Origin of the sequence: Oceanobacillus bengalensis (assembly GCF_003628445.1) — a bacterium.
Classification (GTDB): Bacteria; Bacillota; Bacilli; order Bacillales; family Amphibacillaceae; genus Oceanobacillus; species Oceanobacillus bengalensis.
In genome coordinates this window covers 1-13648 of sequence record NZ_RBZO01000052.1, presented here as the reverse complement: position 1 = coordinate 13648, position 13648 = coordinate 1, and the positions used below count along the sequence as shown (strand labels likewise).

Below are 13648 nucleotides of genomic sequence, written 5' to 3'. Positions count from 1 at the left end.
TGTCCGAAGACTCCAGAAGAAGCGCTCTTTGCTTCTTTGGAGGCTGAGGCCGTGCCCTAAGGTGCGCGTACTGGCTGCCTGGAGCGGAAATCAACAAAGCACTTATTGTTGCGCATTTTATTCAAATAGTGTAATGAACAATAATCCTTTAGATAACAGCCTAAAATTAAAACACATGTTCACAGTAATAGTGACCATGTGTTTTATAAATATAAAAGTAAACTCCTGCTTTTTATCAGGTCCCAATACTTCTACCGATCTAACTTCCTTCCACTATCCAACCACCTTAGCAAGGGCCGATAGTTTTCACTAATCAAACCAGTAATTTCTACAATTAACTCAACTAAAATTAATAACGATAAAAGAATAAGTATTGCTCCCCATAAGGTAGACCTTGTAAAGACAATAGCCGTTATACTAAATAAAGCACTTAGCGCATAAATCATAACGACTGTCTGTCTATGTGTGTAGCCTAATCGGATAATACAATGATGCAAATGATCTTTATCGGGTGCAGATATTGGCTTCTTTTGCACAACCCTGCGAATAATCGCAAAGGTTGTATCTAGTATTGGAATACCCAATATCATTATTGGGACAACCAGTGAAACGATCGTTACTTCCTTATATAAACCCATAACCGCAATCACACTGATCATATACCCTAGAAAAAGTGAACCCGTATCTCCCATAAAAATCTTAGCTGGATAAAAATTATACACCAAGAAACCCAGTGTACTTCCTAACAGAATAAGACCGATTAAAGTGATAAAATAATCTCCCATCGAGATTGCCAATCCCGTTATCGTAAGAAGAGCGATAGACGATACGCCTGCCGCTAATCCATCAAGACCATCGATTAGGTTGATTGCATTCGTGATTGCAATTATCCATAAAATGGTAATCGGGATTGCAAAAAAACCAAATTCTAACTTTTCATCTGAGAAGAGGGTTATAAAATCAATCGTTATTCCCCCAGCTACCGTTATGATAGCGGCAATAAGCTGACCTAAAAGTTTAAATTTAGCAGGCAAATTATATAGATCATCTAATAGACCCGTTATGATAATAATAGTTGCGCCAACTAGTACCGGCCAGGCTTCCATCGTATCAGGTAAAAAGATGATAAATCCCAATAAGAAGCTAAGGAAAATAGCTATACCGCCTAGCCTAGGCATTATCTTTTCATGAACTTTTCGCTGATTTGGTTTGTCAATAGCTCCGATTTTAAGTGCAACTTTTTTTATTAGAGGCGTTATCACAATAGATGCTACGAAACAAATGACAAGAGCAATGTATTCCATCACAATCCTCCTGCTGTAAAACAAGTTTGGTTCTTTATTAACGTAAACGGAATAAGTAATGTTAAACCTTGTAGGAATTATATAATTAACTGTTCTTTTTTACTTTTAACCTGAGGATAAAAGTGATTTCTATATTTTTCCAGTTCATCTGTGGTGCTTAAAATGGAAGGGAATTTTTGGACATGTATCATTTGTTCTTTTGTATTTACCGTCCACGCAACCAGTTGAATTCCCTGTTTCTCACATTTTCTTACATATTTCTCTTTAATACCATCAAATCTAACAGCTAAATATTCTGCTTGTAAATCTTCCATTAATCGAAAGTGCGTACGTTTCATTTTATTTACTAATGGGCCTAAAGCTACTTCAGAGGACATTTTTCTTAACTTAGCAAGTGATTTATAATCAAATGAGATAAAATATACTTGATTCATCATATCCATGTTTTGAACTACTTTCAGCACTTTCTCTTCTATGTCATTATATAGGTTTGGCTTTTTCAGTTCTATTGATACAATAATTTTATCTTTCGCTAATTGTAAAACTTCCTCTAGTGATGGGATTTTTTCGTTACCTTCTATACTGAACGCACGTAATTCTTGAAATGTGTAATGACGTATTTGACCTTGCCCGTCTGTCATCCTGTCTATCGTATGATCATGCATCACGACAGGAACACCATCTTTTGATAAATGCACGTCCAATTCCATATGGGTAAACCCCATCTTAATTGCTGCCTGAAATGAAGACATTGTATTCTCTGGATACTCTATCGGATAACCTCTATGGGCAATACCTCGAATATTCATTACATTTCTCCCTTCCTTTATTGGTTATTACATATCTATTATAATCCCTAATGATTAAGTTCTCGTTAATTTATTTTGAATACTATGTAAATTTATTCACCCCTATAACTTAGCAAAAATAACCCATACTATAGTAATAAACTTATTTTTGGAGGAATTATAAATGCGAAGAGTAATCACATATGGTACATTTGATTTTCTTCATAATGGTCACATCAATCTATTGAAGCGCGCAAGAGGATATGGTGAGTATTTGGTTGTTGGGATATCTTCCGATGAATTTAATGAACGGAAAGGAAAGAAAGCATATTACAGCTTTGAACAACGAAAAGCAATTCTCGAAGCTGTACGTTATGTCGATAAAGTGATTCCTGAACATAATTGGGAGCAAAAGATAGAAGATGTAAAGAAATATAACATTGATGTATTTGTAATGGGGGATGACTGGACAGGTGAATTCGATTTTCTAAAAGATTATTGTGAAGTAGTTTATCTACCAAGAACAGTAGGCATATCAACAACAAAGATAAAAACAGACCTCAATGAGTTCTTTCGTAATGGCTAGAGAAGTTGCTGTATCCATTTATTTGTTCACCTTCCAGTTGATTTTCAATATTTTTAAGTTGTTTCCACTAAAAGACAAAACAACGTTTGTTTCCTCTTTTGGGCGGAATATCTTATATACATTAAGAGAAGTTGAGAAGCAAACCGAACATCGTATCGTCATTTTGAAAACATACCCATGCAATATTACATTTAAGAAGCTCGCCCATCGCAGAATTATAAATTTTAAATTTTCTTATATCCTGAACTGGATTTTCGGCATCTATCATTTAGCCACATCTAAAAAAGTTTTTGTTGATAATTACTTTGGCTTTTTAGCAGTAACAGCATTTAACCCCGATGTTACCTGTGTCCAACTTTGGCATGCTGCTGGAGCGATAAAACAATTTGGACTTCGAGATCTATCTATCGAGAATCGACCCAAGAGTGCATTTAGGCGATTTAAAGCAGTATATCAGCGTTTTGATTATATCATTGTTGGGTCTGAAAAAATGGCTGATATTTTCAAAGAAGGCTTCGGTGTTAAGAATAAACAAATATTACGTACAGGCATTCCCAGAACAGACTTCTTTTATGATGACGAAGCAACAGAAAAAGCATCCGAAGCATTATATGCCTACTTTCCAATAATCAAAGAAAAGAAAGTAATATTATATGCACCTACTTATCGTGACAACGAATTAAATATACATGATATTAAACTAGATATAGATCAAATGTACAGAAATTTCCATAATGAATATGTATTATTTCTAAGTCTTCATCCTGCCATTAAGGCTAATATAAAAAATAAATATCCTGATTTCGCGTTTGATGTTAGTAGTTATAACATTAATCATATGTTAACGATTGCAGATATTTTAATTACAGACTATTCCTCCATTCCTTTTGAATTCTCGCTACTAAATAAGCCTATGATTTTCTATGCATATGACATTGATCAATATGCTGAAGAAAGAGGTTTCTGGGAGAATTATGAGGAGCTAGTTCCTGGGCCAGTAATAGAAACAATGGATGAACTTATTCGTGTCATACATTCAAGGGATTTTGATTTAGGGAGGATTAGGGAGTTTTCAAATGAATGGAATAAGTATTCTAGAGGCGTTTCAAGTGAAGGATTAGTAAATGCTGTTTATCATTCAAAAGAATGAAAGAGAAACCTGGAGTCCTTTATCCCCTTCTCCAGGTTTCTCTAGATTTTCTTTATAAATTCTTCAATAATCTGGTGCATTTGGTCTCTCTTAGATTGAAATGGCTTTGGTTCAAAGGATTTTGCTTCTTCCATCACATCTGCCAAATTGGTTCCTTCCTCCCAACTTAGTAAATGGCCCTCACTCTTCAACACATTTGTGATTTGTAGCTGATGATCATCATTATGTTCACCATATTTCTTTAATCTCGGAACAGCAATCAATTTTTTCCCTCTTTTTAAACCATTCATGATGGATCCTGTCCCAGCATGTGTAATCACAATATTCGCTTGATCATACAATAAATCCATCTCTTTCGTATTGATAAATTTCTTTAAAATCATATGATCACTTTGATATTTTGTATGACCATGTTGTACGATAATGTCTTCATCTATGATTCGAGTACGCTTTAATCGTTCCACTTCAAGCAACAATCTTCTAAATGGTAATTCATGTGTACCTAATACGACAAATATCAATAGATAGACCCCCCATAGATTGCATCTGGATAAATTTCCTTCATTGACTCCCATTGCACAATAAATAAGTCGGCAATAGGATAAACCATTTTCCCTGATAGTGTTGGGCTTGTTGACTTAGCAAAGCTTTCAATAAAAATCACCTTTTTCCGAAAAAGCTTTGCAATATAACACATTGGTACTGCCGTATGTGCACCAGTAGTAATGACAATATCTGGACGTTTCTGCATAAAGATAAGCATGGTCTTAAAGACATTAAAGGAAAACTTGAAGCAATAGCGAAATAGATAATTTCTCGCTCCATAAACTAACATAGAAACTGGATATTGATCCTTCAGTTCGCTCGTCACTTCGCATTTTTCTGTTACAATATGATAGTGATAATTTTTAAAAAGTGGTTCTAGTTGTAGCAATTGCGTTAAATGACCGCCAACAGATGATATAAGAAGTAATTTCTTTTGTTGCTGCAATTTTATGCGCTTCCCTTCTTCATATTTACCATATTGTTATCTTCCCCATGAGACCCTTTATCTTATACATTGCTGTTGCTATTCTTCGTTAATAGGAACAACCAATTAACAAAAACCGCTAAATAAATACTAACTGCTGGTGATGAAAGAACGTGACCTGCAACAAATGCAGTCCCTAATCCCAAACATACAGAAACTCCTACTAAAACAGTTGATTGATTCAAAATCTTAAGCCGTGTCTTAAATAGACTTGCGAGAATTTTATATACCAAATAGATTAAAGGGAAAAGCAGAACAATGATTCCCAACATACCAAAACTAAAATACCAATCAAAAAAGTCCATCTCTATTAGCATATGGGAATCGGGGCTTTCTCCCTCTGCACCTAAACCAAGGACCTTTTGTGAAATCGGTGCTTGTTTATATTTTTCCCAAGTGTGGCTAAAGTAATCAGATCGTCCACTGAGAATAGGTTTCGGATAGTAGATAATTTCATCTACTTTTTCTTCCTCTTGTTCATTTCCTTTCCCTGTATCCAGATGTTCACTAAAAGCAAGATTTAAGTTATTACCCACTGCAGTATTTGGCAATGCAATTATAGTCACGAGACTTAAGATAATTAGTATTGTGACATCTACCCATTTTCTTTTGTTTTTGATGGCTTCAATAACGGTAACAAAAATAGAAAATGCAAACGTAATAATAACCGCTCCCAAACCTACCTTCGTACCAACTGTTAGCATCGACCAAATGATTATCAAAATAAACGGAAGTAATACTATTTTTTTTGTAAGTATTTTTTGATGAAGCATGTACAAAATCATAATACAAAAACCCATTGCCATGATGGCACTCAATTCATTTGCTGCAAAAAACCAGCCAGAATGCCCTTCTTTTGCTAACATGTCATAACTTCTTTTCTCTGTACCCGTAATATCAGCGATTAACATGATTAGTCCAATAAAGGACATGTTTATAAATATTATTCTTTCCATTGCCAACTGCCATCCTTTTTCTCTTTTGGAAAAGGTGTGCAAAATAAAAAAATAGAGAATCAACATTTCGATAAAAAAGATTGTTTTTATGATTAACGTTACCTCAGATATAAAGATGTAATCTGTTTTTATTACCCAATTTAGACAGAAGTGTGTAAGCATAAAGAGAGCGAAAATAAAGAAATACATTAATGCTGTTTTTCTTTGTTTTGATTTTGGCAGAAGCATTAGATAAATAACTCCGATTAATAACACAAAAAAACGAACAACCAATGAGATAGGTATATCGAAATATGCCAAGACATCTAATATTGGCTGCAAAAGTAAAAAATAAATAAATGCATTTTCGATTCTTTTTATTTGTAACTGTTTTAAAGCCATGTTATTCCTCTTTCAAAAAATAATGTCCATACTATATCAAGTATGGACATTATTTTTTAAAACTAACTATGTTTTTTCTAAAATTGCTGATAAATATCCCTTTATTAGGACTCCCCCCTCATCCGCCGAAACATCCGTCCAACCGTATCAATAATCGGCCGCTTCCCTCCTAGCACAATCCCTGCAAGTTCTGCAAAAATATGCAATAAAAGAAGGACGAATACGGTAATGATGAGTAAAGTAGAGACGCTCGCATTGGAAAAAAGAATCGCCATTGCACCGAACAAAGCACTGAATCCATAAATAATTAGCACCGTTTGTCTATGGCTAAATCCAGCTTCAATGAGGCGATAATGAATATGCTTATTATCTGGTTTCATGATGTTCTCTTTATTGAGCGCTCGTCTTATAATTGCAAATAATGTATCGAAAATAGGAACAGCCAATACGATAATTGGGATAACAAAACTAAAAAATGCGATATTCTTAAATAACCCTAGCATCGAAACGACGGCAATCATGTAACCTAGAAAGTTTGATCCACTATCACCCATGTAAATTTTCGCCGGATAGAAGTTGTGAAACAGGAATCCCAAGTTCGCACCAATTAGAACAATACTTAAGAAGATAACAATCAGCTGCATATCCATCATTGACATAATGAAAATACTTACAAGCGCGATGGTGCTAACTCCAGTTGCTAAGCCATCTAACCCGTCAATCAAGTTAATAGCATTCGTAATTCCAACTACCCACAGAACGGTAATTAATACACTGAAAACACCTAAATCAATCATCCCTAATAATGGGATTGTGATTCGTTCAATGATTAAGCCAGAATTTACGAGAAAGGATGCTGCAATGAGCTGTCCTGTCAATTTTGCTACGGGTCTTATCGCGTATTTATCGTCTAGTGCCCCTGTAATAAGGATTACAATTGCTCCAAGTAATATTTCTGGAAGATGCTCATGCTTTGGTTGCAAATAAAGCGCACCTAGGAAGGCACCTAGGAAAATAGCCAGTCCCCCAAGCCTTGGGGTTACTTTTGTATGGATTTTGCGGTAATTCGGGAAATCGACCGCACCAATTTTTATAGCAAATTTTTTAACGGGATACGTAAGCAAAAGGGATGCAAAAAGTGCAATAAAAAATGCAATAATTAAATCGAAATAATGTATCATAGAATACTCCTAAGTGTGTATGTTTAAATTTAGCTTTACCGATATACGTTAAATTATAGCGAAAAGTATCGTATGATAACAAATTTATATCCTTGGTGGGACATTTGATTTATTTGCAGTGCGCGTTCAAAAAGGAGGATAAAAAGACCGAGAAGTTCAAGGCGGCGTAGCTCCCCGTAATGGAACGTATGCTTTTTATACGTGAGTAGCGGAAAAGCAAGCATTCGTGCGAAATTCGATGTGTCATTTTTACCGGACTTTTTGAACATCCTTTTGCAGAATCTTTACATGATTGCTATTTCCTCATTTACATCGATATGGTATCTTAATTAAAGGAAAGGGGGTAGATGTTCATGGTAACCTACATATTTGTACTTGCAGCGGCAATTGCCGTCTTCGGTATCACAACTGTATTCAGGGTGAATATTAATAAAATCAAGGAAAACCCTGAATTATTGCAAAAGGCACAAACCAATCTTTTCATAGGGGCGGCATTGTCCGAATCCATCCCAATCTTACTAATTGTATATGGTTTTATAAAAATGGAACAAGTTTCATCGATTGAAGAATTATTCATTCCAGCAATTATCATCCTATTTCTAATGGCTTATGCTGTTATCACTGTTTTATTACAGAGTAAGATCGATGTTGATGAAGATAAGAAAGGCCTTATCAGATCTTTTAGCTTCATTGGTATTGCCTTAATAAACGCCATTCCAATCATTTCATTGGTTGCGCTATTCATGATGGCGCCATAATTATTTTTGTTAAAGCATGCGCTCGAATCATTCGGGCGTATGTTTTTCTTTTCATCTAAACGTAAGACCACTATAATAATAGAAGCTAAAGGAATGCAGGTGATGTTATGAAGAAGATTACAATAGAAAAAGTATGCATATTAGCTGGGAAAATCATGCTTGTCAGCGGGGCAGAGACGTACCGTGTTGAGGATACGATGAACCGAATTGCAGCTGCTTTTGATGTGGAAAATGCACAAAGTTATGCAACACCAACAGGCATTAACTTTTCTACTGACATGGCAGAGGCAACTTATTCACTTCGCATTTTAAAACGTTCAACAGACTTACACAAAATTGCTGAAGTAAACAAGGTTTCACGACGTATTGCTGCTGGAGACTTTGACATAGAGGAAGCATACTTGGCATTAAGGGAAGTGGATACGAACAATGCGATGTATCCTGCTTGGGTATTGATTCTTATTGCCGCGATCGCGAGTGGTTGCTTTTCAATTATGTTCGGTGGGTCGTTTGAAGATTTCCTCCCGGCATTTTTTGCTGGTGGACTCGGATTTATGGCGATGCTTGGATTTGAGCGATTAGTAGAAATTCGCTTCTTATCGGAATTCTTTGGAGCCTTTATTGTCGGGATTGCTTCTATTATATTTATCCAAATTGGTTTTGGTAAAGCATTAGATATGGTCATTATCGGTGCTGTTATGCCACTTGTCCCAGGATTACATATAACCAATGCGGTGCGTGACTTGATGGCAGGACACCTCGTTTCAGGAGTTTCCAAGGGGGTTGAGGCGCTTTTAACCGCATTTGCGATTGGTGCAGGAGTCGCTGTAACATTTGCATTTATTTGATAGGAAGGAGGGAAAGATTCATGATTGCTCAACTTATTACAAGCTTTATTGCATCAGCGGGATTTGCCATCCTATTTAATGCACCGAAGAATACACTGATCCAGTGCGGATTTGTCGGCATGTCTGGGTGGATTCTATATTATGTGCTTGTTGCTGGTGGGATGGACGCAATCCCTGCCACTGTCTTAAGTGCCATGCTTGTTGCAGTGGTCAGTCACATCTTCGCAAAAACCTTCAAAACACCAATTATCATATTCAATGTTGCTGGGATAATTCCACTTGTACCTGGTGGTGTCTCTTACAATGCGATGCGTAATTTTGTAGAAAATAATTACGATATCGCCCTTCAACTATCGGCTCAAGTCATGTTACTTGCCGGCGCTATCGCAATTGGGCTTATGTTTTCAGAGGTCATTAATCAAATTACGAAAAAGGTGTTTGTAAAGCGGTAGTAGTAGCATCGGGTGGGGGTGTCGGTGTCGCGCGATTTTTGATGGGGCTTGCTCGATTTTGATAGAGTGGCGCGCGATTTTCCATGGGCCTTGCTCGTTTTTGATAGAGTGTCGCGCGATTTTCCATGGGCCTTGCTCGTTTTTGATAGAGTGTCGCGCGATTTTCCATGGGCCTTGCTCGATTTTTGACGGAGTGTTGCGCGATTTTCGATGAGGATTGCTCGATTTTGATAGAGTGTCGCGCGATTTTCCATGGGCCTTGCTCGTTTTTGATAGAGTGTCGCGCGATTTTTCATTGTTGTTGCGCGATTTCGGAAGGTGGGCGCATGAATTTCAAAGGCTGTTGCGCGATTCCCTTGTTCTCTCTTAACCAATAGTAAGGAAACTTTCTAATGCCAAAGAGTATCCATCATTTGATAAAGATTCGTGTTACCATTAAAATAAGATATACAATACATACAAAGTGAGGAATTTCCATGTTGAATCAAGCGCTACAACCAAAGGTAGTTATTGTTATATTCGGAGCTACAGGGGATTTAGCAAGTCGAAAACTTTACCCTTCTATATACAACTTATATAAAAAAGGGCAACTCAGTGAAAACTTTGCTGTTGTCGGGCTTGCACGTAGACCGTGGACAGATGAAGTATTACGTGAGAATGTGGAAAAGTCTGTGGATAAAGCTTTTTCACCAAATGAAGATTTAAGTGAATTTGCGTCTCACTTTTACTATCAATCCTTTGATGTAACAGATGACTCTACGTATGCTGGGTTAAATACATTAATGAGTAAATTGGACGAAACGTATCAAACAGAAGGAAATCGTTTATTTTATTTAGCGATGGCGCCTAATTTCTTTGGAATGATTGCTAAGAAACTAAAAGAATATGGTTTGAAGGAATCAAACGGTTGGACACGTCTCATCATTGAAAAACCATTCGGACACGACCATCCTTCAGCAGAGGATTTAAATAATGAAATTCGCGAGGCATTTGATGAAGAACAAATTTACCGAATCGATCATTATTTAGGAAAAGAAATGGTGCAGAATATAGAAGTTATTCGTTTTGCTAATGGAATATTTGAGCATCTATGGAATAACCAGTTCATCTCAAATATTCAAGTAACAGCTAGTGAAGTTCTTGGTGTGGAAGATCGTGCACGCTACTACGATGATTCTGGGGCAATTCGTGATATGCTGCAAAACCATATCATGCAAATCGTTTCCCTTCTATTAATGGAGCCGCCAATTAAACTCACTACAGACGAAATTCGTTCTGAAAAAATTAAAGTATTACGCGCACTTCGGAAAATTGAAGAAGATAAAATCGATCAGTACTTTGTCCGTGGTCAGTATGATGCAGGAGAGATTGACTCAGAAGCTGTTCCAGCATACCGCGCGGAAGATCAGGAATTAGCAGAATCAAACACGGAGACTTATGTCGCAGGTAAACTTGTCATCGACAACTATCGCTGGGCAGGTGTTCCGATTTATATTCGCACCGGAAAACGTATGGCAAAGAAAGCAATCAATATTGTAATCCAATTTAAAGATTTGCCGATGAATTTATATTATAAGTCCAGCAAGGAAAGGTATCCTAACTTACTGAACATCTCCATTCAGCCAAATGAAGGGATAACCCTTACCTTGAATGCTAATAAATCAGGTTCGGGAACATTAGCTGAGCCAATTCATCTTGCTTACAATCAACATGCTGTTCCTGGAATAAATACACCAGAGGCATATGAAAAATTACTATTTGACTGTATGGTTGGTGATGCAACAAACTTCACGCACTGGGATGAAGTTGCATTATCTTGGAAATTTGTTGATCCAATACTTAATGCTTGGTCAACCAAAAAAGCTGACTTCCCTAATTATAAATCAGGTTCCATGGGGCCAAAAGCAGCCGACGAACTTCTAGAAAAAGATGGATTCCATTGGTGGGATATATAAATTAAATGTGGAGCATCATTCTAGTAATATTAGAATGATGCTTTTTTTAAATCTAAAGTTAAATGACAGTTACTGCCGAGCTGTTCATTTAACCAAGCCATCAACTTTTTCTATCCCTTTAAAAAAGGAATTTTAGTAATCACCTTGCGAATATGTCAATTCATAACTATGGCTGTATATCTCTACTAAATTTCCAAATGGATCTTCACAATAAACCATACGATACGGTTTTTCTCCCGGATAATATTCACGAATTGGCATACGTTGTTTGCCGCCATGAGCAACAATTTTTTCTACAAGTTTTTCTACTTCCGGGTCTTGAACTGCATAATGGAAAATACCTGTTTTCCAAAATTCAAAGTTGTTTTCAGGTGTTTCATTATTGTTAAACTCAAACATCTCGATACCGATTCCGTCACCAGTTGCTAAGTGTGCAATACGAAATTGTCCCCAGCCAGTGCCGAATACATCTTTACACATAATACCGATGGCACTATCATCTTCTTTTACTTCGGACGGCTCCATAACGATATACCATCCCATAACTTCTTTATAAAATTTTACAGCCTTATCTAAATCTGGAACAGAAAGGCCAATATGTGAAAATGTTCTTGGATACCTCATATTTATCTCTCCTTTTTTATAATAAAAATAGTATAATACGATGGTATCATTTTTAAAAGTAGTTACTTTTTAGTATCCTAGTAACTATTAAGTAACCTAGTTTTTATGAAAGAGGATGAAATCATGAAAGGGAATCATTATAATATTCCAGTTGAAGCTACCTTAGAGGTTATCGGTGGAAAATGGAAGGTACTTATTTTATGCCACCTAAAAAATAAAAAGATGCGATTTAGTGAGCTGCAAAAATCCATACCACAAATCACAAAAAAAATGTTAACTCAGCAATTAAGAGAGTTAGAAAATGATGGAATTATTAATCGCTATGTATATCAACAAGTACCACCTAAAGTGGAGTATTCTCTGTCAGATATCGGAGAGACTTTAAGAGAGGTGCTAGACATAATGTGTGCATGGGGAGAAAAAAGAATAAATAATCAAGCATAAATACACGATTTCGGAAACTAATAGTCTAAGTAGTCATCTTCATCTTAATTGCATCGAGGTAGGGTATAACCTATGGGTATTATTTAATAAACCACATTTATATCCATATTCCATATGAATACTTTATTGGATTGAAATATCTTTCTTGTTAAATTAAGCTGAACCGAATAGAAAAAAAGCTCTACTTCATATTGAAGGAGAGCAGCACCCGTTAGTGAAAATATAATTCCTCTCACGATGGATAAATCATAAAACGCTAAAATCCTCCATACTTTCTCCAAGAATATAGTGTGAAAACCACATCAAATTTTGCTTCATAATCGCCACATTGATCCCTGGCTGGTCTGAACTATAGGCCATTCCTTTAAAGATAACTAAATCGGTTTCAACTTCCATATCTCTTAATCCTTGATATAGCTCATAAGCATCTGCTGTTGGAATTCTTGCATCCATTTCACCATGTTGGATTAAAGTGGGAGTACAGGCTGATTTAATATATGTCATTGGTGAAGTTTTAGCATATATCTCTGGGTCATTCCAAGGATTTTCTCCTAAATACATCCTAATAAAGTAAGGTATATCTGTATTTACATAATGGGTACTCCAATTCGTAATTCCGCCTCCAACTGAAATAGCTTTAAATCTATTACTAAAAGTAGAACAAAATGCTGAGATATATCCCCCGTTACTCCATCCCATAACCCCAACTCTATTCTTATCTGCAATCCCTATGTCAACTAGTTTATCCACTCCAGATATAACATCTTCGTAGTCAGCAATTCCCAGTTTTCGATAATTTGCTTTCAAGAATTCATTACCATAACCAGAACTTCCCCTGTAGTTTGGTTCTAAAACGATAAAGCCTTTTTCAATAAATTGTTCAATCGGATATTTCTCATTAAAACAATCTGAGAATATCGGAAAGGACGCCCAAGCCGGACCACCATGGATTACAACTAATAAAGGATATTTGTTATTTGCGTCAAATTCTACTGGGGTTGATAAAACGCCCTCTATTTCAAGACCATCACTACTTTGCCATGAGATTATTTCCCTGTTACTTTTAAGTTTCTGTATATGGTAACTTAAAAGTGAGCCACCATAGCAATTGAAAACTGAGCCACTTTTGATAGAAAATAACCCTAATGACATGTTAGGGGGAAACATCAGGAGTGATTATATTGAGTGAGA

At 36.2% G+C, this 13648-nt stretch carries 14 protein-coding genes and 1 pseudogene; 7 read left to right on the top strand and 8 right to left on the bottom strand.

All coding sequences use genetic code 11. From position 1 onward, the window contains the following. Positions 1-251: 251 nt before the first annotated feature. Together D8M05_RS19185 and D8M05_RS19180 are read right to left on the bottom strand one after the other, a co-directional pair. Positions 252-1304 (bottom strand): glycosyltransferase family 4 protein, encoded by a 1053-nt coding sequence (locus tag D8M05_RS19185; RefSeq protein WP_121134657.1) that lies wholly within the window; start codon positions 1302-1304, stop codon positions 252-254. 77 nt (positions 1305-1381) lie between these two features. Beyond that, a complete protein-coding gene (locus tag D8M05_RS19180) occupies positions 1382-2113 on the bottom strand; it encodes a glycerophosphodiester phosphodiesterase (RefSeq protein WP_121134655.1) in 732 nt (243 codons plus the stop codon). Positions 2114-2276: 163 nt separating this feature from the next. Here D8M05_RS19180 and tagD point away from each other — a divergent pair, with 163 nt between their 5' ends. Continuing rightward, the gene (gene tagD, locus D8M05_RS19175) at positions 2277-2678 is read left to right on the top strand and encodes a glycerol-3-phosphate cytidylyltransferase (protein ID WP_121134653.1); all 402 of its coding nucleotides are present in this window, start codon (positions 2277-2279) and stop codon (positions 2676-2678) included. Beyond that, positions 2671-3828 carry a CDP-glycerol glycerophosphotransferase family protein gene (locus tag D8M05_RS19170; protein ID WP_121134651.1) on the top strand — a complete coding sequence of 386 codons (1158 nt, stop codon included), beginning with the start codon at positions 2671-2673 and terminating at the stop codon, positions 3826-3828. The genes tagD and D8M05_RS19170 overlap by 8 nt, the downstream gene beginning before the upstream one ends. A gap of 41 nt (positions 3829-3869) precedes the next feature. Here D8M05_RS19170 and pssE read toward each other — a convergent pair whose 3' ends face one another. The 4 genes from pssE to D8M05_RS19150 all read right to left on the bottom strand — a co-directional run bounded on the left by pssE (position 3870) and on the right by D8M05_RS19150 (position 7376). Further along, positions 3870-4349, bottom strand: a complete 480-nt coding sequence (gene pssE, locus D8M05_RS19165; protein WP_121134649.1) for a PssE/Cps14G family polysaccharide biosynthesis glycosyltransferase — start codon at positions 4347-4349, stop codon at positions 3870-3872. Then, positions 4346-4819 (bottom strand): PssD/Cps14F family polysaccharide biosynthesis glycosyltransferase, encoded by a 474-nt coding sequence (gene pssD / locus D8M05_RS19160; protein WP_245985544.1) that lies wholly within the window; start codon positions 4817-4819, stop codon positions 4346-4348. The genes pssE and pssD overlap by 4 nt, the downstream gene beginning before the upstream one ends. A gap of 62 nt (positions 4820-4881) precedes the next feature. Further along, positions 4882-6195 carry an O-antigen ligase family protein gene (locus D8M05_RS19155; RefSeq protein WP_121134645.1) on the bottom strand — a complete coding sequence of 438 codons (1314 nt, stop codon included), beginning with the start codon at positions 6193-6195 and terminating at the stop codon, positions 4882-4884. 104 nt (positions 6196-6299) lie between these two features. Then, positions 6300-7376, bottom strand: coding sequence for a glycosyltransferase family 4 protein (locus tag D8M05_RS19150; protein ID WP_121134643.1), 1077 nt, complete (start codon positions 7374-7376; stop codon positions 6300-6302). A gap of 353 nt (positions 7377-7729) precedes the next feature. Between D8M05_RS19150 and D8M05_RS19145 the strand changes: the two genes are divergently transcribed. The 4 genes from D8M05_RS19145 (at position 7730) to zwf (ending at position 11389) form a co-directional block, all read left to right on the top strand. Next, positions 7730-8134, top strand: a complete 405-nt coding sequence (locus D8M05_RS19145; protein ID WP_121134641.1) for a hypothetical protein — start codon at positions 7730-7732, stop codon at positions 8132-8134. A gap of 107 nt (positions 8135-8241) precedes the next feature. Next, the gene (locus D8M05_RS19140) at positions 8242-8982 is read left to right on the top strand and encodes a threonine/serine exporter family protein (protein ID WP_121134639.1); all 741 of its coding nucleotides are present in this window, start codon (positions 8242-8244) and stop codon (positions 8980-8982) included. Positions 8983-9002: 20 nt separating this feature from the next. Beyond that, on the top strand, positions 9003-9434 hold the full coding sequence (locus tag D8M05_RS19135) for a threonine/serine exporter family protein (protein ID WP_121134637.1): 432 nt from the start codon (positions 9003-9005) through the stop codon (positions 9432-9434). 476 nt (positions 9435-9910) lie between these two features. After that, complete coding sequence (gene zwf, locus D8M05_RS19130) at positions 9911-11389, top strand: glucose-6-phosphate dehydrogenase (protein WP_183072867.1); 1479 nt, start codon at positions 9911-9913, stop codon at positions 11387-11389. A 132-nt stretch (positions 11390-11521) separates the two neighbouring features. On the opposite strand, the gene D8M05_RS19125 is transcribed toward zwf, so the two are convergent. Continuing rightward, positions 11522-12013, bottom strand: coding sequence for a lactoylglutathione lyase family protein (locus D8M05_RS19125; RefSeq protein ID WP_121134635.1), 492 nt, complete (start codon positions 12011-12013; stop codon positions 11522-11524). 123 nt (positions 12014-12136) lie between these two features. Here D8M05_RS19125 and D8M05_RS19120 point away from each other — a divergent pair, with 123 nt between their 5' ends. Next, entirely contained in the window at positions 12137-12457 is a 321-nt protein-coding gene (locus D8M05_RS19120; protein WP_121134633.1) for a winged helix-turn-helix transcriptional regulator, read from the top strand. Between the two features lie 246 nt (positions 12458-12703). Here the strand turns inward: D8M05_RS19120 and D8M05_RS19115 are convergent. Next, positions 12704-13543, bottom strand: a pseudogene (locus tag D8M05_RS19115) (alpha/beta hydrolase family protein); the annotation flags it as partial. Positions 13544-13648: the final 105 nt, after the last annotated feature.

Coding starts and splice junctions, on each gene's coding strand:
- D8M05_RS19135 (WP_121134637.1), top strand. CDS start 9,003: ATGATTGCTCAACTTATTACAAGCTTTATTGCATCAGCGGGATTTGCC.
- D8M05_RS19155 (WP_121134645.1), bottom strand. CDS start 6,195: ATGGCTTTAAAACAGTTACAAATAAAAAGAATCGAAAATGCATTTATT.
- D8M05_RS19145 (WP_121134641.1), top strand. CDS start 7,730: ATGGTAACCTACATATTTGTACTTGCAGCGGCAATTGCCGTCTTCGGT.
- zwf (WP_183072867.1), top strand. CDS start 9,911: ATGTTGAATCAAGCGCTACAACCAAAGGTAGTTATTGTTATATTCGGA.
- D8M05_RS19150 (WP_121134643.1), bottom strand. CDS start 7,376: ATGATACATTATTTCGATTTAATTATTGCATTTTTTATTGCACTTTTT.
- D8M05_RS19180 (WP_121134655.1), bottom strand. CDS start 2,113: ATGAATATTCGAGGTATTGCCCATAGAGGTTATCCGATAGAGTATCCA.
- D8M05_RS19185 (WP_121134657.1), bottom strand. CDS start 1,304: ATGGAATACATTGCTCTTGTCATTTGTTTCGTAGCATCTATTGTGATA.
- D8M05_RS19170 (WP_121134651.1), top strand. CDS start 2,671: ATGGCTAGAGAAGTTGCTGTATCCATTTATTTGTTCACCTTCCAGTTG.
- tagD (WP_121134653.1), top strand. CDS start 2,277: ATGCGAAGAGTAATCACATATGGTACATTTGATTTTCTTCATAATGGT.
- D8M05_RS19120 (WP_121134633.1), top strand. CDS start 12,137: ATGAAAGGGAATCATTATAATATTCCAGTTGAAGCTACCTTAGAGGTT.
- D8M05_RS19125 (WP_121134635.1), bottom strand. CDS start 12,013: ATGAGGTATCCAAGAACATTTTCACATATTGGCCTTTCTGTTCCAGAT.
- D8M05_RS19140 (WP_121134639.1), top strand. CDS start 8,242: ATGAAGAAGATTACAATAGAAAAAGTATGCATATTAGCTGGGAAAATC.